The sequence below is a fragment of the Fictibacillus sp. NPDC058756 genome (assembly GCF_042746035.1).
GTDB lineage: Bacteria > Bacillota > Bacilli > Bacillales > Fictibacillaceae > Fictibacillus.
This window is the reverse complement of sequence record NZ_JBHYPU010000001.1, coordinates 1,171,803-1,196,471: the sequence shown is the minus strand read 5'-3', so window position 1 is coordinate 1,196,471 and position 24,669 is coordinate 1,171,803. Positions and strand designations below refer to the sequence as shown.

At 38.4% G+C, this 24,669-nt stretch carries 27 protein-coding genes and 2 other annotated features; of the genes, 4 read left to right on the top strand and 23 right to left on the bottom strand.

The genetic code is table 11. The annotated features are described in order from the left end of the window. Positions 1-6: 6 nt before the first annotated feature. Together pheS and ACFW35_RS05965 are read right to left on the bottom strand one after the other, a co-directional pair. Positions 7-1,041 (bottom strand): phenylalanine--tRNA ligase subunit alpha, encoded by a 1,035-nt coding sequence (pheS, locus tag ACFW35_RS05970; RefSeq protein WP_379835100.1) that lies wholly within the window; start codon positions 1,039-1,041, stop codon positions 7-9. A gap of 39 nt (positions 1,042-1,080) precedes the next feature. After that, positions 1,081-1,303, bottom strand: a binding site (T-box leader). Between the two features lie 82 nt (positions 1,304-1,385). Next, on the bottom strand, positions 1,386-2,150 hold the full coding sequence (locus ACFW35_RS05965) for a TrmH family RNA methyltransferase (RefSeq protein ID WP_379844437.1): 765 nt from the start codon (positions 2,148-2,150) through the stop codon (positions 1,386-1,388). A gap of 103 nt (positions 2,151-2,253) precedes the next feature. Between ACFW35_RS05965 and sspI the strand changes: the two genes are divergently transcribed. After that, entirely contained in the window at positions 2,254-2,460 is a 207-nt protein-coding gene (gene sspI / locus ACFW35_RS05960) for a small acid-soluble spore protein SspI (protein WP_066291537.1), read from the top strand. A 70-nt stretch (positions 2,461-2,530) separates the two neighbouring features. Here sspI and ACFW35_RS05955 read toward each other — a convergent pair whose 3' ends face one another. After that, complete coding sequence (locus ACFW35_RS05955) at positions 2,531-3,025, bottom strand: dUTP diphosphatase (RefSeq protein ID WP_379844436.1); 495 nt, start codon at positions 3,023-3,025, stop codon at positions 2,531-2,533. 235 nt (positions 3,026-3,260) lie between these two features. Further along, positions 3,261-3,863: a TVP38/TMEM64 family protein gene (locus tag ACFW35_RS05950; RefSeq protein WP_379844434.1), complete on the bottom strand. Its 603-nt coding sequence runs from the start codon at positions 3,861-3,863 to the stop codon at positions 3,261-3,263. Positions 3,864-4,006: 143 nt separating this feature from the next. On the opposite strand from ACFW35_RS05950, the gene ACFW35_RS05945 reads away from it, so the two are divergent. Continuing rightward, a complete protein-coding gene (locus tag ACFW35_RS05945; RefSeq protein WP_379844432.1) occupies positions 4,007-5,347 on the top strand; it encodes a cytochrome ubiquinol oxidase subunit I in 1,341 nt (446 codons plus the stop codon). Between the two features lie 17 nt (positions 5,348-5,364). Beyond that, complete coding sequence (locus ACFW35_RS05940) at positions 5,365-6,390, top strand: cytochrome d ubiquinol oxidase subunit II (RefSeq protein ID WP_379844431.1); 1,026 nt, start codon at positions 5,365-5,367, stop codon at positions 6,388-6,390. 4 nt (positions 6,391-6,394) lie between these two features. On the opposite strand, the gene ACFW35_RS05935 is transcribed toward ACFW35_RS05940, so the two are convergent. The 9 genes from ACFW35_RS05935 to ACFW35_RS05895 form a co-directional block, all read right to left on the bottom strand. Then, entirely contained in the window at positions 6,395-6,646 is a 252-nt protein-coding gene (locus tag ACFW35_RS05935; protein WP_379844429.1) for a DUF1294 domain-containing protein, read from the bottom strand. Between the two features lie 77 nt (positions 6,647-6,723). Next, positions 6,724-7,083, bottom strand: a complete 360-nt coding sequence (rplT, locus tag ACFW35_RS05930) for a 50S ribosomal protein L20 (protein WP_379835112.1) — start codon at positions 7,081-7,083, stop codon at positions 6,724-6,726. 39 nt (positions 7,084-7,122) lie between these two features. Continuing rightward, positions 7,123-7,326 carry a 50S ribosomal protein L35 gene (gene rpmI / locus ACFW35_RS05925; protein WP_066291545.1) on the bottom strand — a complete coding sequence of 68 codons (204 nt, stop codon included), beginning with the start codon at positions 7,324-7,326 and terminating at the stop codon, positions 7,123-7,125. 23 nt (positions 7,327-7,349) lie between these two features. Beyond that, entirely contained in the window at positions 7,350-7,853 is a 504-nt protein-coding gene (gene infC, locus ACFW35_RS05920; protein ID WP_066291547.1) for a translation initiation factor IF-3, read from the bottom strand. Positions 7,854-8,492: 639 nt separating this feature from the next. Next, positions 8,493-10,403: a threonine--tRNA ligase gene (gene thrS, locus ACFW35_RS05915; RefSeq protein ID WP_379844428.1), complete on the bottom strand. Its 1,911-nt coding sequence runs from the start codon at positions 10,401-10,403 to the stop codon at positions 8,493-8,495. A gap of 49 nt (positions 10,404-10,452) precedes the next feature. Continuing rightward, positions 10,453-10,680 (bottom strand) — a binding site (T-box leader). 92 nt (positions 10,681-10,772) lie between these two features. Then, on the bottom strand, positions 10,773-11,615 hold the full coding sequence (ytxC, locus tag ACFW35_RS05910; protein ID WP_379844426.1) for a sporulation protein YtxC: 843 nt from the start codon (positions 11,613-11,615) through the stop codon (positions 10,773-10,775). A 101-nt stretch (positions 11,616-11,716) separates the two neighbouring features. Then, positions 11,717-12,373 carry an amino acid ABC transporter permease gene (locus ACFW35_RS05905; RefSeq protein WP_379835118.1) on the bottom strand — a complete coding sequence of 219 codons (657 nt, stop codon included), beginning with the start codon at positions 12,371-12,373 and terminating at the stop codon, positions 11,717-11,719. A 17-nt stretch (positions 12,374-12,390) separates the two neighbouring features. Beyond that, positions 12,391-13,161, bottom strand: coding sequence for a basic amino acid ABC transporter substrate-binding protein (locus tag ACFW35_RS05900; RefSeq protein WP_379847400.1), 771 nt, complete (start codon positions 13,159-13,161; stop codon positions 12,391-12,393). 130 nt (positions 13,162-13,291) lie between these two features. Continuing rightward, a complete protein-coding gene (locus ACFW35_RS05895) occupies positions 13,292-14,017 on the bottom strand; it encodes a Crp/Fnr family transcriptional regulator (RefSeq protein ID WP_379844425.1) in 726 nt (241 codons plus the stop codon). 355 nt (positions 14,018-14,372) lie between these two features. Here ACFW35_RS05895 and ACFW35_RS05890 point away from each other — a divergent pair, with 355 nt between their 5' ends. Further along, a complete protein-coding gene (locus ACFW35_RS05890) occupies positions 14,373-14,882 on the top strand; it encodes a hypothetical protein (protein WP_379844423.1) in 510 nt (169 codons plus the stop codon). Between the two features lie 20 nt (positions 14,883-14,902). On the opposite strand, the gene ACFW35_RS05885 is transcribed toward ACFW35_RS05890, so the two are convergent. The 10 genes from ACFW35_RS05885 to ACFW35_RS05840 form a co-directional block, all read right to left on the bottom strand. Beyond that, on the bottom strand, positions 14,903-16,534 hold the full coding sequence (locus tag ACFW35_RS05885) for a b(o/a)3-type cytochrome-c oxidase subunit 1 (protein WP_379844422.1): 1,632 nt from the start codon (positions 16,532-16,534) through the stop codon (positions 14,903-14,905). Further along, on the bottom strand, positions 16,531-17,001 hold the full coding sequence (locus ACFW35_RS05880) for a cytochrome c oxidase subunit II (RefSeq protein WP_379844420.1): 471 nt from the start codon (positions 16,999-17,001) through the stop codon (positions 16,531-16,533). Before ACFW35_RS05880 ends, ACFW35_RS05885 begins: the two co-directional genes overlap by 4 nt. Before the next feature lie 12 nt (positions 17,002-17,013). Then, entirely contained in the window at positions 17,014-17,160 is a 147-nt protein-coding gene (locus ACFW35_RS05875) for a cytochrome c oxidase subunit 2A (protein WP_379844419.1), read from the bottom strand. 461 nt (positions 17,161-17,621) lie between these two features. Further along, positions 17,622-18,728 carry a cyclic dehypoxanthinyl futalosine synthase gene (gene mqnC / locus ACFW35_RS05870; RefSeq protein ID WP_379844417.1) on the bottom strand — a complete coding sequence of 369 codons (1,107 nt, stop codon included), beginning with the start codon at positions 18,726-18,728 and terminating at the stop codon, positions 17,622-17,624. Between the two features lie 130 nt (positions 18,729-18,858). Next, on the bottom strand, positions 18,859-19,803 hold the full coding sequence (gene dnaI / locus ACFW35_RS05865; protein ID WP_379835129.1) for a primosomal protein DnaI: 945 nt from the start codon (positions 19,801-19,803) through the stop codon (positions 18,859-18,861). A gap of 12 nt (positions 19,804-19,815) precedes the next feature. Continuing rightward, entirely contained in the window at positions 19,816-21,198 is a 1,383-nt protein-coding gene (locus ACFW35_RS05860; protein ID WP_379844416.1) for a replication initiation and membrane attachment family protein, read from the bottom strand. 130 nt (positions 21,199-21,328) lie between these two features. Continuing rightward, positions 21,329-21,790: a transcriptional regulator NrdR gene (nrdR, locus tag ACFW35_RS05855; RefSeq protein WP_066291564.1), complete on the bottom strand. Its 462-nt coding sequence runs from the start codon at positions 21,788-21,790 to the stop codon at positions 21,329-21,331. Positions 21,791-21,862: 72 nt separating this feature from the next. After that, positions 21,863-22,258, bottom strand: coding sequence for a cytosolic protein (locus ACFW35_RS05850; RefSeq protein WP_379844414.1), 396 nt, complete (start codon positions 22,256-22,258; stop codon positions 21,863-21,865). A gap of 437 nt (positions 22,259-22,695) precedes the next feature. Continuing rightward, positions 22,696-23,079 (bottom strand): adenosylmethionine decarboxylase, encoded by a 384-nt coding sequence (gene speD, locus ACFW35_RS05845; protein ID WP_066291566.1) that lies wholly within the window; start codon positions 23,077-23,079, stop codon positions 22,696-22,698. 287 nt (positions 23,080-23,366) lie between these two features. Next, on the bottom strand, positions 23,367-24,410 hold the full coding sequence (locus tag ACFW35_RS05840) for a glyceraldehyde-3-phosphate dehydrogenase (RefSeq protein ID WP_379835135.1): 1,044 nt from the start codon (positions 24,408-24,410) through the stop codon (positions 23,367-23,369). Positions 24,411-24,669 lie beyond the last annotated feature (259 nt).

The window sequence follows — 24,669 nt, the reverse complement described above, 5'->3', positions numbered from 1 at the left end:
CCCTAATTATGCATTTTTGAATTGTTTTAAGAACCGGATATCATTCGCATAAAAATGGCGGATATCATCTATGCCGTATTTAAGCATTGCGATTCGCTCAGGCCCCATACCAAATGCAAAACCTGTGTACTTCTTAGAATCAAAGCCAGCCATCTCAAGAACGTTTGGATGAACCATACCTGCTCCTAAAATTTCAATCCAGCCTGTCTGTTTACAGATAGAACATCCTTTTCCGCTGCATTTAAAACAAGAAATGTCCATTTCTACAGACGGTTCTGTAAACGGGAAAAAGCTAGGACGCAAACGAATTTTACGGTCTTCACCAAACATTTTTTTCGCGAACGTTTCAAGAACACCTTTTAAGTCACTTAAACGCACGTTCTGGTCAACCACAAGTCCTTCAATCTGCATGAATTGGTGAGAATGTGTAGCGTCATCGTTATCTCTTCGATAAACCTTCCCTGGAGAGATGATTTTCACAGGACCTTGACCTTCATGCTTTTCCATCGTACGAGCTTGAACCGGTGAAGTCTGTGTTCTAAGTAAGATGTCTTCTGTGATAAAGAAAGAATCTTGCATGTCACGAGCCGGATGGCCTTTAGGCAGATTAAGAGCCTCGAAATTATAATAATCTGTCTCAACTTCTGGACCTTCTGCAATCGTAAAGCCCATACTTAGGAATAAGTCCTCAATTTCGGTTACAACGGCTGTTAGCGGATGCGCATTTCCTTGTTTTACAGGTCTTCCTGGCAAAGAAACATCAATTGTTTCCTTCGCAAGCTTTTCAGAAATCGCAGCATTTTCTAATTCTGTCTGCTTTTTTTCTAATTCAAGCTGAATGCTGTCACGCACTTCATTTGCATAAGCACCGATCACCGGTCTTTCTTCTGCCGACAATTTCCCCATTCCTTTTAAAACTTCAGTAATGGGTCCTTTTTTTCCTAGATAAGCTACCTTAACAGCTTGAAGATCTTTTAAATCATGACTTTGATTGATTTTTTCGATTGCTTCTACTTTTAGTGCTTCTAAACGGTCTTTCAAGTACAACCCCTCCTTAAAAATATAAAAACTCCTCATCCAATAAGGGACGAGGAGTTCGCGGTACCACCCAATTTAACAATGAAAATACACTGTTCACTTCATTTTAATAACGGCTCTTCACCGGCCAGCCCTACTCCATAATGTTCAGGTGGCAACTCAGGAGTGAATTCAATAATACCTACCAAAGAAATGCTTACAGTCCAGGACATTTCCTCCCTTTTTGGCGGAATCATTATCTACTCTTCTCCATCTGCGTTTTTTCGATCTATTCATATTCGTCTTTTTACATTATATATGAACAAAATCAAGAATTGCAACGAATCTCATATAAAAACAAGAAAACATCATCTTTTGCGCTGAAGCTCATAAAGAAGAATACCCGTTGCAACTGAAACGTTAAGTGACTCTGCTTGACCAAAGATTGGAATCTTCACATTAATCGATGATTCTTCTTGAAACATCTCTTGAACACCTTGTCCTTCATTTCCCACGATAAGTGCAAATCCGTTCATCTCAGGCAGCTCTCTCATATCAACTGCCTCTTGCAGGGATGTTGAAATCACAGGAACTTCTTCAAGTTTACATTCAGTTATTATTTCTTTTAGATCAGCTTTTATAATCGGCAAATGGAATAGCGATCCTTGAGTAGAACGAACTGTCTTTCCATTATAAAGATCTGCTGTACCCTCACCTAAGAAAACCCCATCAAGTCCTGCACTGTCTGCAGTACGAATGATCGTTCCTAGGTTCCCTGGATCTTGAACGCCATCTATCAGCAAATAGCGTCCATTTCTTTTAATTCGTTCTTCGGGCTGTTCCGTCATTTCGCACACAGCAATAATACCTTGGGGTTTTTCTGTTTCAGAAAGCTGTTTCATTAACTTTGCCGGAACAGACCATAACGTAAATTTCTCTTTGAGCCAATTCTCATTAATCTCAAAGTTCTCTTCAATAATGACTTGCTGAAGTTTTGCACCAGAGGAAATTGCTTCTTCAATAAGATGAGGACCCTCCAGCAGGAAAGTACCTGTTTTTTCTCTTTCTTTTCTTGTATGCAGTTTTTTCCATTGCTTTAACGAAGCGTTGGAGTCGGATTCGATGTGTTTCATAATAAGTACTCCTTTAAATCATAAATATTTATTAATTTTTTCATAAAACAAGTTCAGAACGTGCACAATAAAAAAAGAAAAATATTAACAGAGGTGCTTATCCATGAATCTTGATTTGAGAAAAGCTGTATTGCATAACGTTACTGGCAACAATAAAGAACAATTGCAAGATACGATCGTTGATGCCATCGAGAGCGGAGAAGAAAAAATGCTTCCTGGTCTAGGTGTCCTTTTCGAAGTAATCTGGAAGAATTCAGACGAACAAAAGAAGGAAGAAATCTTAACAACTTTATCTAACGGCTTAAAATAAAACCCGGTCTTTCCGGGTTTTATACTTTTGAGTGTTTTGCAAGACTTTGTTAAATAGCGAATCTTCCTAATTAATACCCCGAATCCTGACGCTCGTGATTTACAGCATTTTTATTTAAGTAAGCCGCTTCAATCTCTTGAAACGAAAATCCAAGCTTTACACCTAATCCCAAAAATTCATTCAAAAATAAATTAAATTCTTGCTTCAATAAAGATTTAGCTCCCCACTGATAAAGTGAAAGAAACAGGTGGTTTAACTCTATCTTGTCCATCTTTTCTGTAAGTTCAACCTCAATGGGCAATTCAATTTCTGTAAAACCTAGTTCTAGTCCAATTGATAAAACAAAATGTAGTCCGTCTACATATTCTTCTAAGATTACTTCTTTTTCAGATGCTGGACGTTTACTCCAATATTTAAAGCATCTTGTTTCGTTGGCAAGCTCGCCTAGCTCAACAAGAAATGCTAATCTTCTCTTATCGGATAATGAAACATTTTCAAGGTTATGTTCTTTTACAATTCGAGTATTTAATTCATTCTGCATGGAAAAAAGCTTTTCAATTTTCACGTTCGTCCCCTGCCTTTCATTCCTAAGCTATTATAACGTTATCTAGTCATACATTCGAGGATGAATTTTCGAAAAAGCTGATAGCCGATATTTTTGTCGAAAAATGCAAACTAGCGGCTTTATTACTTAAACTCGCGGGATTCTTATCGATTCTCGCGGAATTATCATGAAAATTTCAGGGATTATCATTTAACTACTGCTTATGTGAACCTTTTCACCATAAAAAGCGCATGACTCATGCAGGCATGCGCTGTTTTTCTCTATTTTTAGGTTCTTCCTCAAAAAACTCACTCCATTTTATGACCCATTCTTTCCGTCTTAGCAAATAAAACAGGACTGAAAGCACAACAAGCAGTATGGCTGAAGTTGAAAGAGACAGGGAAAGCATTATAGATCCGAATGATGAGTAAAAAATGGCTATGGGAATGTTTGAGATGATGCTTGCTTTCGTATATTCTTTAAAATTTGACGAAATTTCAATCAAACAAAGACTTAACAGATGAAAATGCATGAATGGAATCATCTTTAAAATGGCAATCTGACCTACTGAAAAAGGCATTCTTTTTCCGATCCATTTTCTTTGAAGTCTTTTTACTTTTTCCATAAGCTTCGGCATACTTTTCATTCCAAAATAAAAGAGTACACTCGACAGGGTAATGCCGATGACAGAATACAAAGTGCCTGCTACTGCACCGAATAAAATCCCTCCTGTAAGACAGATCAAACCGACTGGCAAGAAAAAAAATTGCCTGAACGCTTGCAAAAGGATAAAGAGCAAAGGGGCAAAAATCCCGCTGAACTTAAGGACTTCCATGTAAACACTAGTATCCTCTAACACGCCGCACCTCCCCTTTAAGTCAACTTATGACAGCAGACGAGCACTATATGACAATTTTATCGCATGAATAAACCTATGTGCTTTATGACACCTTAAACATAGATTGTCTGTTTACATAGTTTTATTTTTTAGGAGGATTCGGCATGGACACAGTTGTACTCGCGAGAGCTTTTTTTGGCACATCACTCGGTTTTCATATCATTTTCGCTACCCTCGGTGTTGGTCTTCCATTAATGATTGTTATCGCTGAAATTATCCACCAAGTAAAAGGGGACAATGATTATGCCATTATGGCAAAGCGCTGGACAAAAGCGTTTGCTGTTTTATTAGGTGTTGCTATTCCCTCTGGAACAATAGTAGGTGTCCAGCTTTCTTTACTTTGGCCAGGGTTCATGGAAATTGTAGGTAAAGTAATCTCACTGCCTTTTCAGATTGAGATCTTTGCTTTTTTCTTAGAAGCTCTTTTCATGTCAATCTATGTATATGCCGCTGACAGACTTCCAAGATACTTCCGCCTGATCTCAGTCTTCTTTGTTGCCTTTGGGGCAGTTGCTTCAGCTATTCTCATTACTGCGGTTAATACATGGATGAATACACCTGACGGCTTTAAGATTAAGCCAGATGGTACGATCTATGATGTTCATCCTTGGGACGCATTCTTTAACCCAAGTTTCGTATCTTCTGCGTTCCACGTAGCTATTACGGCTTATATGACAGGTGCTTTTGCTGTAGCTTCAGTAGCAGCATTCAAACTATTAAAAAAGCGTTCTGACCGGGAACGAGCTTATCACCTTAAAGGATTGTTCATGTCTCTTGCGGTTGCTTTTACGATGAGTTTCGTATCTGCTTTATCGGGGCATCACTCAGCGCAGATTCTTCATCAGCATTCTCCAGAGAAACTAGCTGCTGCAGAAGGTTTATTTGAAACACAGCGATATGCACCTCTGGCGATAGGCGGCTTCACCGATCCGAAGACAGAAGAAGTAAAATACGGCATCGAAATTCCTTGGGCATTGAGCTGGCTTGCAGCAGGAAAGTTTGATACAGAAGTAAAAGGTTTGTATGAATTCCCCCGGGAAACATGGCCGCCTTTTTACGTGCATACTTTATTTAACTTAATGGTGGGTATTGGAACACTCTTATTAGGACTTGCGGGTATCGCATTGTTGTATTGGTGGTTCTTGATTAAGAAAAGGGGCGAACCTTTCCCTAAATGGCTGCTTTGGTCTCTCGTTTTATCTGGTCCTCTTTCCATGCTGTGCATTGAATTTGGCTGGGTATTCAGCTGCAGCGGCAGACAGCCATGGACCATTTACAGAGTTCAAACAACTGCAGAAGCAGCCACGAGGAATGAAAATCTTGGAATGCTTTTCCTCTTGTTTTTACTTTTGTATGCTCTATTGAGTGTTTTGACGATTTTAATATTAACTGCTTATTTCAAACGCAATCCAGTGTCTAAAGATATGGATAAACTATACGGATAGGAAGGAGGGGAATGGGTATGAGTGAAGAGGTACTTGCGATACTCATCATGTGGAGCTTCATCTTTGTCTACAGTATTTTTGGTTCAATTGATTTCGGCGCAGGATTTTGGGCGATGGTTTATAACAATCACAAAACAATGGCAGGAAAGATCGCAAATCGTTTTCTTTCGCCGACATGGGAGATAACGAATACTTTCCTTGTCCTTTTAGTTGTAGCGTTCGTAGGATTCTTTCCTAAAGGTGCCTATACGCTTGGAACAGTAATGCTAGTCCCAGTATCCCTGATCCTATTTTTTCTGGCTATCCGGAGTGCTTTTATGGTATTTTCCTATTCTGTGCAAGGCTACCGGAAGACGATGTTTTTTATTTCAGGAATTTCCGGACTATTAATCCCATCCCTGCTAATTGCCGTACTTCCTATTTCACAAGGAGGTTTTATCAGTGTTGATGGAGAAACTCAAAGCCTTTTATTAGGTAAGCTTTTTTCCAGTCCTACTTTATATCTGTACGTGTTATTCGGACTGACTTCTGAGCTGTATCTATCTTCTCTTTTTTTAGCTGACTATTCGCGTGTTTCCAATAGAGAGGATGCCTATCGGCTATATCGCGGAAATGCGTTACTTCTTGGACCGCTAACACTGTTATCAGCTCTATTCACCCTTTTATTTATGGCTCCAGAAGCTGGCTGGCTTGTTGATAACCTTATGGATCAAAAAATATGGTTCATTTTATCATTAATCGCATTCTGCATCGCCTACGCTTCTCTTTGGTGGCCAAAACAAAACCGCCCAGGGATTGGACGGCCAAGATTTACACTGCTCGCAACAGTATTACAATATGGGCTGGCAAGCGTCGGATATGGAATGGCACATCTGCCTTATATCGTCTATCCCGATCTAACCATCTATGAGGCTTTCACTGCTACGGAAACTTTCTACTCATTAATGATTATGTATATAGTAGGTCTCGCCATATTAACACCAGGTTTCTATATTTTCTGGCGGCTATTCTTAAAAGACAAACGATATTTGCAGCAGGATTAATAATCTACAAAAACCATCCTGCGATAACTGTAATAAAAATACTTAGAATCGGCAAGCCGTTACGAAATGACGGATGCTTCGTTTTATGGCGGAATTTCTTCATTGCAAGCCACATACCAGGAGCTCCTCCAGCAATAGCAAGCATCCATAGTCTTGATTCAGGCGTACGCCAATTTCCTTCTTGTGCATAAATTTTGTCTTTTTTCATGACCAAGTAAGCAACTGTATTCATTATGATCAAATATAAGATTAACACCTTTTCCCTTTTCCTTTCAGAATGTAAAAAAGATCATCTCCATCAAATGAGGAAATGATCTTTTCTTTTAGTCAAATTTAAGCTTTTAAGCTGTCTTTTGCTTTTGAAGCTAATTGTGCAAAAGCTTTTTCGTCTGAAATTGCGATTTCAGAAAGCATTTTACGGTTGATGTCGATACCAGCTAATTTAAGCCCATGCATTAAACGGCTGTAAGAAAGACCGTTTGTACGAGCAGCAGCGTTGATACGAGTGATCCAAAGCTTACGGAAATCACGCTTCTTTTGACGACGGTCACGGTAAGCGTACATTAAAGATTTGAATACTTGTTGTTGAGCTACTTTAAATAATTTATGTTTGGAACCGAAATAGCCTTTAGCTAGCTTAAGGACTTTTTTACGACGACGACGTGTTACATAGCCACCTTTTACTCTTGGCATATTAAAAACCTCCTATTTTTAAATCAACTTTTCGTATGATTAACGTTTTTTGTAAGTTAACAATGTACGGATACGCTTGTAGTCACCACTGTTAACAAGTTTCGCTTTGCGAAGCTTACGCTTAGCTTTAGTAGACTTGTTAGCAAACAAGTGACTTGTATAAGCGCTCGCACGCTTTAATTTACCTGATCCGGTTTTTCTAAAGCGCTTTGCAGCACCTTTATGAGTTTTCATTTTAGGCATAATGGTTACCTCCCTGGTAAAAATTATTTTTCGGCTTTAGGTGCTAGGATAAGAAACATGCTTCGGCCTTCCATTTTTGGTGATGTTTCCACCGTAGAAAGATCTTCACATTCTTTCGCTAATTTCTCCAATACCGTTTTTCCGATTTGAGAATGAGTGATTGCACGTCCACGGAAACGAATACTTGCCTTTACTTTGTCGCCTTTTTCAAGGAACTTACGGGCATTTCTAAGCTTCGTATTGAAGTCGTTTTCCTCAATTGTTGGACTTAAACGAATTTCTTTAGTCGTAATGACTTTTTGATTTTTTCGTGCTTCTCGATCTTTACGCTGTTGCTCGTATTTAAACTTACCGTAGTCCATTATACGACATACTGGCGGTTTAGCAGTTGCAGCAACGAGTACAAGGTCAAGATTTGCGTTTGCCGCAAGGTCTAAAGCTTCCTGTCTTGTTTTAATGCCAAGCTGGCTTCCATCAGGACCGATTAAGCGTACCTCACGTGCACGAATGCCTTCATTGACAGACATGTCCTTACTAATAGTAAGTCACCTCCAAATTTTCTCAGTGAGTGTTAAAAACACCCGACTTGTTATTTCTGCAAATAAAAAAAGCGTCGGCGCATATATCACCCACACGTAAACCGGCTATGTACTAATGACATGCCTGAATTCCATCTACCCATCAACAGCCACGAATTGGCGTCGAATCAGGTGAGAAGCGGGTGCTTCTGCTTGTTTGATGCTTAAGCTTATTTTATTAACCTTACATACTATAACATATTGGCGTGAAATGTGTCAAACAGCGAATGTAATAAGCAACGAAATTAATTTTACTTCGTTTTGAAAAGTAATGCAAGAGTTTTTTTAGAGAGTGACTAAAAAAGCATTTCGTTAATGTTATATTTTTACGGTACGTGTTCTTTTATTTAATACACGTTCGCCCCGTATAGGAAGTGTTTAACCCCTTTGAACATCCGATTCACCCAACGCGGCCTAGTTTCACCCAAAGACGACTCTGTTTCACCCGGTGGCTCCTTATTTTCGCCCGGAGATCTAAATACGAATATGAATTCCACTAAAAAAATGTTCCTATTTGTAACACTTTAACATAAATAGAAAAGCTGATCCCAAAAAAATAGTATCTTTTGGGTCAGCTTCTTCTTAAAATTATCTTTTTTCGTTAATTTGAGTCAGAATCTTATCTCTGAAATCTTCATAAGATACAGTTTCCGATTTTTGTTCACCGTATTTACGTACGTTTACTGCGTTATCTTCGATCTCTTTATCGCCTAAAACGAGCATGTAAGGGATCTTCTTCATTTGAGCTTCACGGATCTTATAACCCATCTTCTCATTTCTTGTGTCGATTTCAACACGTACCGCATGTTCTTTCAAGTCTTCCTGCAGCTTATATGCGTATTCATTATGAACGTCAGAAACAGGGATCAGCTTCACTTGTACGGGTGCCAGCCAAGTTGGGAATGCTCCTGCAAAGTGCTCGACTAAAATTCCTAAGAAACGGTCGATCGAACCATAGATTGCACGGTGAATAACGACAGGACGAACCTTTTGGTTATTTTCATCTACGTAAGTAAGGTCGAATTTTTCAGGCATCTGGAAATCCAGCTGAATTGTTGCACACTGATGGCTTCTCTTAAGTGCATCTTTAATGTGGAAGTCGATTTTCGGACCATAGAATGCGCCGTCACCTTCGTTAAGGTGGTAGTTCATACCCAGATCTTCTAATACATTCTTCAATGCGCCTTCAGCTTGTTCCCATAAACGGTCATCGCCCATAGAGTCTTCTGGACGAGTTGAAAGCTCAACTGAGTATTCAAAACCAAATGTGCTGTAAATTTTATCAACTAACTTAAATACGTTTTTAATTTCACTTTCAATCTGTTGTGGTGTTACAAAAATATGTGCATCATCCTGGCAGAAAGTACGTACACGGATCATACCGTTTAATGCACCACTGTATTCGTGGCGGTGAACCTGTCCAAATTCAGCCATACGCACTGGCAGGTCTCTGTATGAGTGAAGCTTATTTTTAAAGATAAGCATGTGGCCTGGGCAGTTCATCGGCTTCATCGCGAACTTTGTATCATCTACTTCAGAGAAATACATGTTTTCATGATAGTGATCCCAGTGTCCTGATTGCTCCCAAAGGCGCTGGTTCATCATAAATGGTGTACGCACCTCATCATAATCAACTTGACGCTGAAGTTCACGAGAGAAATTTTCAAGCTCTGTACGAATTGTTTGACCGTTCGGAAGATAGAAAGGCATTCCCGGCGCTTCTTCTGAGAACATGAAAAGTTCTAATTCTTTTCCTAGTTTACGGTGATCGCGCTTTTGTGCTTCTTCAATAAAGTACAGATACTCATCAAGATCTTTTTGGCTCAAGAATGCAGCTCCATAAATACGCTGAAGCATTTGGTTGTCGCTGTCCCCGCGCCAGTAAGCTCCAGAGATGCTCATTAGTTTATATGCCTTGATTTTCCCAGTGGAAGGGACATGTGGACCGCGGCAAAGGTCAAAGAACTCACCTTGCTCATAGATCGTAATCTTTTCTCCTTCAGGAAGATCGCGGATCAGCTCAAGTTTCAAATGATCATTTAATTTTTCATAAATCTCAAGAGCTTCTTCACGTGTTACTTCTTTACGAACAATCTGAAGATTTTCGTTTACAATCTTCTTCATTTCTTTTTCGATTGCCGGAAGGTCTTCCGGTGTTAAATTATGAGCCATGTCTACATCATAATAAAAACCATTATCGATTACAGGGCCAATTCCAAGCTTCACATCTGGATATAAACGCTTAAGCGCTTGAGCAAGCAAGTGGGCATTTGAGTGTCGAGTCATCTCAAGACCTTCTTGTGAATCATGCATTACGATTTCAATTGATGCATCTTCTTCAATTGGGCGTGAAAAGTCAAACAATTGCCCGTTTACTTTTCCTGCAACAGCTTTTTTCTTTAAGCTGGAGCTGATGCTTTCAGCAACTTGTTCTGAAGTTACTCCTTTTGGAAATTCCTTGACCGATCCGTCTGGGAATTTAATTGAGATTGACGACATAAAAAACATCTCCTTTTATTTATATAAAACAAAAAACACCCGTCCCTATAGAAGGGACGAGTGATTATCTCGTGGTTCCACCCTTGTTCCGCAAAATAAAAATAAATGACGGCACTCGGACAGGATAACGGACTGCTGCCGTCAGCGATTACTCGAAATTTTTCACCGCTGAAGTTCCAAGGTGGTAAAGCAAATTTTCGTGTTAGGAAGCTTTCAGCCGGGACTTCCCTCTCTAAAAACCGTAAAAGCTGCTTCATGTCCTCATCAATACAGATTAAATGATAAAATTATAAACTTATTATATGCAGATGCTTTTCAAAAAGCAAGAGGCCAATGACAGTTTATGACTTTTTTTTATACGGATACGGGTTATCCTTTAAAAGTCATCTTTTCAATTGGTGATATTATAACCTTCTCTTGAAAAATATTTTTTACCGTCTGCAGAAGCGGATGATCCAAGTCATATGCGTAAATCCGGGCAGATGAAGGAGCTAATCCGATTAAAGGACCGAGAAGTCGTTCATCCAAGTTCACGGCATTCGTTAATTTCAATGCCCTATCATGCAAGTTCTTTAGTTCAGTTTTTGATAGCTGATTTTGATGTTCATCAAAAACAACCACATTCTCACAATCAAAAATAATTACAATATCATTTTTCAAAATAGATTTTTGTTTTGATAAGCACGTTCGCAATTGTTCAATAAATAATTGATACTCAAGCTCTAATTTATATTCATCAATAGCACATTCAACAATCTTAAGCAAAGTTGCTAAATAATCTTTAAGACGAAACTTTAAAAAAGCTTCATACTCTAAGAAGTTTCTTTTTTCCGACAAGATAGATTGCCACTGACCTTGTATGAGCCCACTCAGACTTGGCAGGTTTTTGACCTCTGGGATTCCTTCAATTTCCCCTAAGATGATGCTCTTAGATATTGAGAATATTTCCTTCTGTTCAGCAGAGTCACTATAAAAAAAGGCATGTTCAATCATTTCCTTTAAACAAATATCTTCTACCTTATTTCTTGTAAATTCCGTTAACACATCCAAAATGAATTCTTTATTTTCATGTATGTGCAGTTCAAGAATTTTTGAAGAAGCATCAGATAATTTGGCAAAGGAAGGGTTAATTTTATTTTTTGCTGCAGACCGGATTATTTTTTTAAGGATGGCGATTCCGTCAGACGGGTGTGAAAAAGCGATCGTGAACAAGCAAGTCCCCCCCATATAAAATCTCAATAATACAATATATGGGACCAGGTCTTAAAAAATGTTACCTAAACAAGGAAAAAACAACCCGGAAACCGAGTTGTTTAATCATAAACAAATTTTCGTTCAATTTTGGAAAGGATATAAGCCATACCTAGAGTCAGGATCAAATACATGAGAGCTGCAGTCATGTATGGTTCCCAAGGACGATAATACTGACCCATCATCGCCCGGGCATAATACATTAGTTCAGGTGTGGCAATGATTGAAACGAGTGATGAGTCTTTTATCAATACGATAAATTCATTGCCAAGAGGCGGTATCATTCTTCTTGAAGCTTGGGGAAGAATAACATGTTTCATAGCTTGCACGTGATTCATGCCTAACGACCTTGCAGCTTCCATCTGTCCTTTATCAATCGACTGAATTCCAGCCCGGAAAATCTCTGCAATGTAAGCCGCTGCATTTAACGACAATGCTAACACACTCGATATAAAAACATTTGGCGGCTTCATTATGAGCGGCATCAGCGCTGAATGAATCAGTAAAATCTGAACAAGCAATGGTGTTCCCCGAAAGAAACTGATATACCACATACATGGTAAATTAATATATGGCTTTTTCACAATTTTTCCTAACCCGATAAATAAACCAAGTATTGTTCCAAAAAGAATGCCAAGTAACGAAAGCTGAATTGTTACCCAAGTTCCTTTTAAAAACAATGGCATGTATTCACCTATGATTTGTAAAGAAAATTCCATGTAGACCTCCTGAAAGTTTATTGTTTCAATGCATCTACATTGGGTTCTTCACCAAACCATGTTTTATAGATTTCTGCATACTTGCCATTTTCAATTACTTTTTTCAAAGCTTTGTTAATTTCTTCTTGATGCTCGCCGTCTTTAGGAAAAATAATGCCATAGTACTCACTTTCAAAATTCTCTTTGTCAGTAATTGTGACTAGCTTCTTATCAGGATTATTCTTTGCATATTCCTGAACAACTGCATTGTCTGCAACAACTGCCTCAACTTCCCCGTTTAATAAAGCTTGAATAGCTAAAGTGTTATTCTCAAATTTCTTAATGTTGTCGCTCTTACCAAACATTTTTTCTAACGCTTCCTGACCTGTAGTCCCATTTTGAACACTTACTTTTTTTCCTTCTAAATCCTTAGCACTTGTAATAGAAGTACCATCTTTTGCAAGAATCATATTAATAGATTCAAAATAAGGTGATGAGAAGTCATATGTTTTCTTTCTATCATCATTAATTGTGATAGCAGATATTCCTGCATCAACCTCATCATTTTTAAGAGCAATAAATAACGGCTCCCAACCTGTATTTTTCATTTCGTATTCGAGACCAGCTTCTTTCATAACCGCATCAAGCAAATCCACATCAAAACCAACAATCTTGTCCCCATCCAAAGATTCAAAAGGGGCGTATGCTGCATCTGTTCCAATTGTTAATTTATCCCCAGAACCAGCTCCGCAGGCTACCAGGAATACTGCAGATAACCCGATGACACCCATTTTTAATTTCTGTTTCATGTTCATTATTTCGTTTCCCCCTTTATGCTAAATATTCTTATATTATACACAAAATTTTTAATTTAAGGAAAATTCAAATAATAATTTTATTAGAAAAAGATCCCAATTGTTTGGGATCTCAGTTAAAACTTTATATTCTGCAGATTTCTAAAGGACAGTCTTCACAGCTGCATGCATTTTTTAAATAAGCTAAATCTGTAATCTTAATATTTCCTCCAGTTTCAAAAGTCACAACACCGTCTTTTTTCAGCTGACTTAACATACGGTTAACCGTTTCACGCGATGTCCCTATAAGTTCTGCTAAATCAGTATTCGTAAAATGCTGTGATAAAGTGATACCTGAAGGAGTCATTTTACCATAAGAGTTAGCCAGTCTGATTAACGTTGAACATAATGCTCCTTTTTTTCCATAAAGCATTAGATCTCTAAACTTTGAACGTGTAATGGCATGCATGTTGCTCATCCACTTCATGAATTCTACAGCAACTTCGCCATGCTGCCAGATGATTGTTTCTAAATCCTGCTGCTGAATAACACCCACATCACAATCTCTTGTCGCTTTTGCACTATAGTTATAGCGTGAATCCGGAGAAATTCCCAGTTCACCGATTAAATCTCCTTCTTGAAAGATGTAAAGAACCAGTTCCTTACCCTCTTCTGTCACCTTCGTAATTTTAATCTGGCCTTCTCTTAAATAAAACAATTTGTCTGCTGTATCATTGTCCAAAAATAAGTATTGATCTATTTCCACTTTCTTGGAATACATAATACTTTCTAAATATTGAAAAGTGTTTTTTGAAAAAACATCTGTATTTTGATAAGAACAAAAATTTTGTTGCTGTGTGCAGGCACCCATATTTAAAACCTCCCCGCTTCTCATATTTCCATTATAATCCACAATAAAAAATTTAAGTGTGATTTTAATCACACCAGCTGTGAACAATGTGTGATTTTTGATACATCTTTACTTGGAAATTTGTTTTATTCTTTTTTAAAGGCTGTTTTCGTAAACATGTTGCTATTAGTAGATGTTGAATTCCGCTCCAGGATGCTCGCTTTCCGCGGGGCTGCGGCGAGCCTCCTCAGCGCTTTGCGCCATTAGGAGTCTCGCACCTTGCTCTCCAATCAACTAGTAAAGAAGCCTACTCAATAAAAAATGTTAGATAGCAACAATCTTTTAGAAATGAGCCTTTTCAAAAGGAGGGATCAAAGTGACTGCCGCAGTCATATTAACTGAAATCAGTGAGACTAAAACTTTATCAAAAAATGATAAATCAGCTGTTGTCAGCTTAATTAGCGAACTTCAGCTCTATTTCAAAGAAATAATAGTGGTTAGTGATCAGCCTGCTGTTTATTTGCCTTATGTAAAAGATACCGCTCGTATTCTAACCCCTTTTTACAAAGGAATGGATCCACTATCTTCTCTGCATGCTGCTTTATCTCTAGCGATCTCTGACGATGTTTGGATTCTTCACGAGGCTTTTCCTTTTCCCGGTATTAACACTTTTAAGGAAATAAAGACACTTAAAGAAAACAGCAATTCACAATGTGCAGTATATGATAAGAAGAATCCGAATCTTTTATACAGTATATTTGATAAAAGAGTTCTTCATGTTCTAGATGAAGCGATTAATACGAATAGTAATAGAATAGCAGATTTTTTTAATCATATAGACTGTACTTATTTTCCATTACAAAAAAAGAAAAGCTTGCAAACTTGAAAAAGTTTGCAAGCTTTTTTCTACCAAAACTTATACCCAGGTGATCCTGGCGGCGCATGATCTATCATATGCCAAAAAGGAATCGTATAAGCTATTAAGATCAGTGCAGCACAAATGCCTACCCAAAGCTTCCAATTCTCTAATATTACCGGAGTAGCTACCGCTTCCTCCTCCACCTCTCCTACTGGAAAATCCATTTCTCCTTTCGGTGCTTTAAAAGCCAGATAACCTATGATATACATCAAGAGCAAGATTGCTATAAAAAGAATCGTTCCTCCGATTGCCATCGCTGCTTGATAAGGAACCCAATCAAGAGCTTGAGGATGGTCTGAGTAAGTCGTATAGGCCGTTCTGCGAGGTGCTCCAAACAAACCTACTAAATGCATTGCACCGGACATAAAAGCCATACCAACCGTCCACATGATTGTTTGAATGATTCCAAGTTTATTCATTTGCGGTGTTAAAGTTCTCCCACTCAGATACGGAACAAGCCAGTAGGCGATTCCGAAAAAGGTAAGAGCAACTGTTGAAGCAACAGTTAGATGAAAATGTCCGGTGACCCATAAGGTATTATGAATAACCTGGTTTAATTGATGGCTTGCGTTAATAATTCCACCCGCACCTGCAGGAATAAAAATAAGCATTCCCATCATTGGTGCAAAAAAACGTACATCTTTCCAAGGTAAAACTTTAAACCATCCAAAAAGACCTTTAGCGCCTTTTTTTCTTCCTGCTGTTTCAAAAACGGCAAACATTGAAAATGCAGTCATTAACGAAGGAACAATTACCATAAACGTAAGGACTACTTGGAAAAACTTCCATGAATGCGAGATACCAGGCTCTAAAAGCTGATGGTGAAAGCCTACAGGAATACTGAATAAAAGAAAGAGTACAAAAGAAAGCCTTGCTAATGCATCACTAAATATTTTCCCTCCAATAATTTTAGGGATTACCACGTACCAGCACATATAAGCTGGAAGAAGCCAGAAATACACGAGCGGGTGTCCAAAATACCAAAACAGCGTCCGGCTGATTAATATATCAATTTTATCTACCCAGCCGATCGACCAAGGGATGAACTGAAGGATTACTGTTGCTGCAACGCCTAAAGTTGCGATGAACCATAAAGCCATCGTCATAACAGCCATGTAGCTGAAAAGAGGAGACAGCTTGCTGTTCGTTCTTCTCTTCCAAATATAATACTGATTCCACATAGAGAAAGCGCAAAGCCAGCTTCCCACCACAACATGAACGAGTGCTACATAAAACCATGGTGATGCCTGCAGCGGAGCGTAGAACGTATAAAGTACAGTTGCTTTGTTCAGCAGAATAAATATGGTTGCCAATATTGTTCCGAAAGTCATCATGGCAAATCCGAGCCATCCACTTCTTCTCGGAACGTCATAAAGTGCTCCCATCGTTTTGCTTATTCCGGCATATAAAAAACCAACAATAAAAAAAGTTGTAAAAATAAGTGCTAATAAAACACCATGAGCAGTTAATAGTTGATAATATCCGATAGAAAGCGGAAGCTCGATTGTACCGCTTCTAACCAAAGTCTGTAAAAGCCCTGCTATGGCACCAATAAATAGTGCAATAAAACTGACACTTAGAAAACCAAGACTTAACTGTGCATCTCTTTTATCAATCATGACGTCACCTCCAAAGTTACCGCCATTACTTGATGACCAACTCCACAATACTCATTACATAAAATAAGATATTTGCCGGGTTTATCAAATGTATGTGAAATTTTGCTCACATACCCTGGCGTTACCATCATGTTGACATTTGTTGCAGGGATTTCAAAGCCGTGAACGACATCAGTACTTGTCACTTTAAAATGAACGGTTGAACCTTTCGGAACAGTCATTTTAGATGGTGTAAATGTGAAAGCTTGAGCAAGCATGACTGCTTCATATTCCTTATCCCCTATCTTCGTCAGAGCTGGTTTATCGAATGGTGCCGTTAACGTTGCTTTTTGGGGATCGATTGTTTCCATGTGACTTGGAGGCTGGTTCCCCATAGCATAGGCGGAGACACCTACAATTAATAAAAAGATTGTTAAACACACTGCTCCGGACCAAAGCCAGATCTTCTCGTATTTATGAATATGCATTTTTAAAACCTCCTATCTAGATAGATACAGCAAGTAAACTGCTGCCCATGACAAAACGATAAACAAGCCAACACCCATAACCGAAAGAAGAGTTCCTAACAATTCTTTTTCCTTTTTCACCTTTACTTTTTCTTTAGTCCTACTTTGCAGCTGCGGCATCTTCATTCCTCCTTAGGTTTCACACTTAAAGAATAAGCGCAATAAAAAAATACCGCTGTGACAAATGTCATAACGGTATCTAATATGGTTTTTCTGTGATGTTGATTTCCGTTTCAGGATGCTCGCTTTCCACGGGGCGTGCGGTGAGCCTCCGTGAAAGATATGAAGTACTGCTCCTGCGTCTACAGGAAAATCCTGACGAAGCGAGCTTCCTCGTCGCATGCCTTGCGAGAAGAAACTCAGGTAGCTGGCACGCTGATCCCGCAGGACAAGGAGGCTTCGACAGAGTAAAATCGCACGAAAAAAATGTGATTTTCATTTCCGAGGAGTCTCGCACCTTACTCTCCAATCAACTAGTCAAAGAAGCCTACTCAACAAAAAACATTCAAAAGCATCAACCTTTAAGAAACAAATAAAACACCTGACTCTTGTTTATAAAAACAGTGTCAGGTGTTCTTGAATTAGTTTTGCATAACAAAATCTTTTTCTGCATTTTCTTCATCTTGGAAAACACGAAGAACTTCATACTTCGTATTTCTCTGAGCAGGAATTTTCCCTGCTTCACGAATAAGACGCAATGTTAAGTTTGTATTTACTTTATGTGTAGTTCCAGCAGCAGAAACAACATTCTCCTCCATCATCGTGCTTCCAAAGTCGTTGCAGCCGTAATGAAGAGATTTTTTACCGACTTCTGGTCCCATCGTTACCCATGAGGATTGGAAGTTTGGAATGTTATCCAAGAAAATGCGTGAAATGGCTACGTTCTTCAGATATTCTCTTGGTGTTGTTTTTTCTGCTTTCATATTTGTATTATCCGGCTGGAAAGTCCACGAAATGAAAGCTAGGAAACAATTCGTTTCATCCTGAGCATCACGGACTCTTTGTAAATGAAGTGCTCTTTCTTCAAAAGTTTCCCCAAATCCGATAACCATCGTAGCAGTTGAATGCAAACCAACTTTTTTAGCCGTTTTCATACATTCAATCCACTCTGTCCATGAACCTTTTAGTCTGCTGATCTTTTTGCGTGTACGATCATCAAGAATCTCTGCTCCTCCGCCAGGAAGAGAGTCAAGACCCGCTTCTTTTAATTCATGAAGAACTTCTTCTAGTGATAATCCTGATACTTCAACCATCTTCCAAACTTCAGCTGGTGAGAAAGAATGCATGGTAATATCAAAACGCTTTTTTATCTCTCTCAATAAATTTGTATAATAGCTAAACGGCAGGTTTGGATTCGTCCCGCCTTGCATTAAAATTTCTGTACCGCCAACATCAACTGTTTCCTGGATCTTTTGAAAAATCACTTCATCATCAAGTACATATCCTTCTTCACTTCCAGGAGGACGGTAAAAGGCACAAAATCTGCAATATGTATCACAAAAATTAGTGTAATTAACGTTGCGTCCGATCACAAAAGTAGTGACAGGTTCTGGGTGCCATCTTTTCATAATGATGTCAGCAACTTCTCCCATTCGCTCCACTTCATCACTTTCATATAGTTTAACTGCATCTTCTACAGATAAACGTTCACCATCTAATGCTTTTTGTAAAATTGATTCAATACTCATAGGCAACCTCCGAATCGAATTTCTTATGTACTTATCCTATCATATTTTGATAGAAGAGACAGCTTTGTACGAGAAAGAAAAAGAAAAACAGCGTAAAAAAGACCTCTGCCACATAACGGACAGAAGTCTATTAGAATTCTTCTCTGAAATTTTTATTGCCGCCCATGAAAACAGGAGAACTTAAGTGCTTAATACGTTCCATGATTCTTAGAGCTTTAACTTCATCAAGTCCGCCCTTTTGCGAGTATGATAAATGCTGCTGCAGCATGTCATAATCACAATTTGACGTATAAAGAGTTGGAAGCTTTTCCATCATTCTATACTGAAGGATGACTCCAATAATCTCATCACGAACCCAGTTTGTCATGTTCTCGGCTCCGATATCATCAAGCATCAGTACTGGAACAGTTTTTAAGAGCTCCATTTTCGTATCAAAACTTCCATCAGAGAGAGATTGCTTCATCTCTCGTAAGAATTCCGGTGTATGAACCATCAGTGAATGAATTCCTTTTTCAGCCAGTCCATTCGCGATTGCCCCAAGAAGATATGTTTTTCCCACACCAAACTTTCCATAAAAATAAATGCCTTTTACCGGCTGGTTGGTCCCTGCCATCTGTACGAATTCATATGCTTTAGAAATCGCATTTCGTCTTGTATCATCAATGCTATGTTTATAAAGTCGGTCAAATGTAGCACCAAGTATCTCTTTCGGTATAAAATAACTCTTTATGAGCGAGGCCATCGATTTTTTATGTTCATCATGTAACTTCAGTTCGCAAGGCTTGTATCGTAGTTCCACAGTCTGTCTCACTCTTGTAAGTTCAGATCTATAACCTTGCATCAAATTAGGGCATCTATCTAAGCCAGGACAATTGCTGCATGCCTGCTGTTCATTTTTGAATGTATAAAAACTAGATAATAATTTATCTGCATGAGTATCTGAAATATCAGGGTTTTCTCTTAAAAAACGCATCACTTTTGGATCTGTAAGGACTTGTTGTTTCATTAATTCGTATTTTTCCTGAAATTTTTCAAATCCCGGCATTTGCTTAACAGATTCCTTTATTGATTCCACGTTAATCCCCCCTTATTTCGAATTATTTAACAAGCTTTCAAGCCATTTTCGATTTTCATCTTCGTTTGAAAAGCTGCTCTCATCCTCTTTTGCCAAATTTGTTTCTGGCTTCAGCCAATCTGGAACAGACACATTTGGCTTTTGATTTCCATTATAAAACTTAGATTTTGATGTCTTCTTTTCTTGCCACTCTTTTGATTTTCTTTTTTCATCCCGCGCAAGCGCCATTGCTTCTGGCACCGTCTGTACTTTTTTTCGCGCCCAATGTGATGCTATCCGTTCTATTAGACCCTTTGCAAGTTTCATATCATTACCAGACAAAACATAATCCAATAGAACATTCGTAACACCCGGTGTTAAATTTTGATCAATCATACAATAGGCAACAAGCTTCAAATCAACTTCAGAAGGTGTTGTTCCGCTATAATCTTCTAATAGACGAAACGGTGATACTTCTTCAAAGTATTTGATAAGTTCTTCTTCTTTTGATTTTGGTTCCATCCCTTGAAGTGCTTTAAGGTGAACGGGCTGTGTTCTTAATGCTAACACAGGCAGACCTTCTTCGTGTTCAAAGCGATACCATTTTTGAATCTCTCTGCGCAGATTTTCAACATTGATTTCTCCTGTTGAATAATAAACGTTTTGTATTTGTCTGCTCATATCCATTGGTTCAAGCTGATAGATATATGCTAGTTTATAGATCGATTCTTTTAGTTTAGGAGTTAAAACTTCTTTAGGCACTACAAAAGTCGAGATTTGATTTACCATTGCTTCAAAATCAAAGTCTGTCTCCCCAAAGGTAACTTTACCCTGCACTCCTTTTTCTAAAAGAGATACATTTTCGGAAACAACATTCTCATTGATCTCAGAATAACTTTTTGATGTCATTTCAGAAGGATGCAAAGAAGTGAAAACATCGCTAAACGAAGCTGTTACCTCAGTAAAACCAGATGAATCTGCTTGCGGAATTAAAAATGATTCCCTTATCTCATTAAACTTTGTTTGTCCAAGACGGTTGAATAAATAGATGCTGAGAAATCCATCTGTGAAAAAAGCTTTTGGAGAAAGCGGCAGCTGCAGATCATATATATATTCCCTGGAGCTCTCACCTTCTTTTTTCAGCGTTTTTAATAATCCAATCGCTTCTAGCTTTTTTCTCCCAGATAAGATATCTTTTAAAGAAAATTGCGTTAGATTCATGAGATGCTGATGCTTTTTTGATTGATGGTTCATTTTAGCTTCGCACCATAAAGTCAAATATAAGCTGTGTGCAAATGCTCCTATTAATGGCTGATAGAGCAAAGTCAGTACGTTTTGATCTACCTCATTCAATACGCCTTTGCTCTGGACGGAATAAGTATCAACGGGCACTACTTCCTGAAAATGTACCGTCATCGTTTTCACCCTTTATATACATAAAATTCTCTTAACTGTGAAAGAAACTTGGCTGACGTATCATTTGTCCGTCAGCCAACGTTGCACTATTACGAAAATAAAAGAGCGTTATAGCTGTTCAACTGAAGCTTTAACGCTCATCTTTGTTAATCAGTTCTTTTAGTTCTTGTATGAATACATTAATATCTTTAAATTGGCGATAAACTGAGGCGAATCTTACATATGCCACCTCATCAGTTTTTGAAAGATGTTCCATTACCTGTTCTCCAACTGCTGTACTGGAAATCTCGGACGCTCCACTGTTTCTCAGTTCTTTTTCGATATTATCCACTATATTTTCAAGGGTTTCTAAGGGGACAGGTCTTTTTTCGCAAGCTTTAATAAGCCCTCTAAGAATCTTTTCGCGGCTGAATTCTTCTCTCTCTCCGCCCTTTTTAACAATGATAAGCGGTGTTTGTTCTACCGTTTCAAATGTAGTAAATCTATAGCTGCAATCTTCACATTCCCGTCTTCGGCGAATAGACCGGCCGCTATGAACAGGTCTGGAATCAAGCACTTTTGTTCCATTATGCTGGCAAGAAGGACACCTCATTGTAATCATCCCCAAAAAATTTTCTATTCTATATCTATCTTAAAGAAAAGGGAGGTTTGTGACAAGCTATTCCTATAAATTTTCAGCCATAGATGTTCCCAAAAACGGGAGTCTTTGTTTTAAAATCTCATATATGCTTGTAATCAGGCGCTGATTGTTTCCAAAATTAAAAGGAAGAGCAGACTCTATTGAAACATTTAGATCTACTGCAGTATGATTATGTCTTACTGTTACAACACTGACCACAACAAATGCAACTTTGGGCTGTCTTACTTCAAATGTCGCTTCTCCCCTTTCCTCAGAAAATCCAAGCTCTTTAAAGTTCGTGTCTTCATCCAAGATTTGTTTTATAACTTTCATCACTTCCGTCTTGTTAGTTTTAAAGTAATGGGTTCGAAGTCTTTCGTCCACATGCTGTTCACTCGTTTCCGCGTGATTTTCCATTAGAGTTTGAAGCTTTCTAAACATAACAAACCTCCAAAACGACATAATTTGTAACGTATTATTTCCTATTTATATAAAATAAAGGCTTAATTGCTTTTGATTCATTTCTTCATTGACAAGTTGATTGGAGTGTAAGGTGCGAGACTCCTCGAAAATGAAAAATCACATTTTCTTCGTGCGAGGTAACGCTGTCGAAGCCTTCCTTGTCCTGCGGGATCAGCGTCCCAGCTACCTGAGTTTCTTCTTGCAAGGCCTGCGACGAGGAAGCTCGCTTCATCAGGATTTTCCTGTAGACGCAGGAGCAGTACTTCATATCTTTCAGGGTGGCTCACGGCACGCCCCGCGGAAAGAAAGCACCTGAAACGGAAATCAACCACTTTCAAGAACAACAATGAATTCAAAAACAGCCAAAATAAAAAAGAGGTGTGAAATTTTCACACCTCGCTTACATTCTGTTTTTATTATTGAGCTGTAACTTTTGATTTGGCAACGGCAATCGGACCCATTCCGCGTGGAACTTCCAGATTTTCACGTTTTTTAGCGCCTAATGCTTCTGAAATGTAATCAGCAGCTACGTTAGGATCAATTCGATCTCCACACGTATAAACATCAATACTTGCATAACCATGCTCAGGAAAACTGTGAATAGTTAGATGAGATTCAGAAATAATGACCACTCCACTTACACCGTGCGGAGCAAATTTATGAAAAGCAACCTCACGAATTTCTGCACCTGCTTTCAATGCAGCATCTACGAAAGTCTCTTCAATAAACTTCATGTCATTTAATTTTTCAGAATCACAACCCCATAACTCAGCAATTACGTGTCTTCCCATTGTATCCATTAGCATAGTCCCCCTTTTAAAAATAATCATGCCTTCAAGCATGCGGTATCGAACATCTACCACGGGGGCAAGTTAGTCCAGAGAGGTCCTAACCCTTTAAGTAGCATTCAATGCCTTGGTTTGCTTTATTTGAAGTTCACGAAACATAGTATACTTCTTTTAAAATTGATTTGCAATAATTCTGGGTAAATTTTTTTAATAGTTTTTTAAACAAAAAAGCTTATCTGTACTAAACATAAAGAAGCCGGGAGTTTTCCCGGCTTCTAATATTTATTCTTCATTCACCTTTATGAAACGGAAGCGTTTTTCTCTACTGGCACTTTGCTGTTAAGTGCAAATGCTACATGTTTCGCCAAATCAACAACTCGGCAAGAATAGCCCCACTCATTGTCATACCAAGCCAATACCTTGACTTTATTTCCATCCATCACCATAGTAGATAGACCATCAACGATAGAAGAGTTTTCATTTCCGTTATAATCAATTGATACTAAAGGCAGATCACTATAACCTAAGACGCCTTTCATTGATCCCTCTGCTGCTGATTGGAATGCATGATTCACTTGGTCTTTTGATACAGGAGTCTTCAATTCTACAACCACATCAACTAAAGATACATTTGGTGTTGGAACTCTAAGTGCCATTCCATTTAGTTTGCCCTCTAGATGTGGAAGAACTTTAGCAATTGCTTTAGCTGCTCCAGTTGAAGTAGGAATAATGGATGTTCCGCAGGCACGGGCACGTCTAAGGTCCTTGTGCGGGTTATCAATATTTTTTTGATCATTTGTATATGCATGAACCGTTGTCATCATACCGGATTGAACACCAAACTGGTCGTCGAGCACTTTTATAACAGGGGCAAGACAGTTTGTAGTACAAGAAGCATTTGAAATAATATGATGTTCTGACGGAATGTAATCGCTGTCATTTACGCCCATAACAATCGTAATATCTTCATTTTTGCCTGGTGCTGTAATAATTACCTTTTTAGCACCGGCTTCAATATGAAGTCCTGCAGTTTCCTGAGATACAAATTTACCTGTTGCTTCAATTACGATATCAATTCCGAGATTACCCCAAGGCAACTCACGAGGGTCACGGGAATTCACTAAAACAACTTTTTTTCCATTAACAAAAAGGGCATCTTCTGCAGCTACAACATCTCCTGGAAAAGTCCCATGTATAGAATCGTATTTAACCATATGAGCAAGTGTTTCTGCTGGATAGCTGGCATTAACAGCTACAACCTCGAAATCGTCATTCTCCATCATTTTGCGGAAGACCATTCTTCCGATTCTCCCCAAGCCATTAATTGCAATTTTTGCTTTCATGAAGCTGCTCCTTCCAATGTGTTATACTCTTTAAGGTCTCTATCTGCAATTAGTATATCATAATGAACCTCAAAAAGAACATACTTTTATTGAAATTAGGCAAAAAAGGGGCAGTAATTTAATTAAACTTCTATTAGAAATTGTTGATTTCACTCAAGAATTGCTTACATTTTTGTACGGCGTGCGGTGAACCTCGCCTACAATAATAAAGCTTAGCATGTCTTTATAATATTGTTGCTTTTAACTCATTAATTTTTCT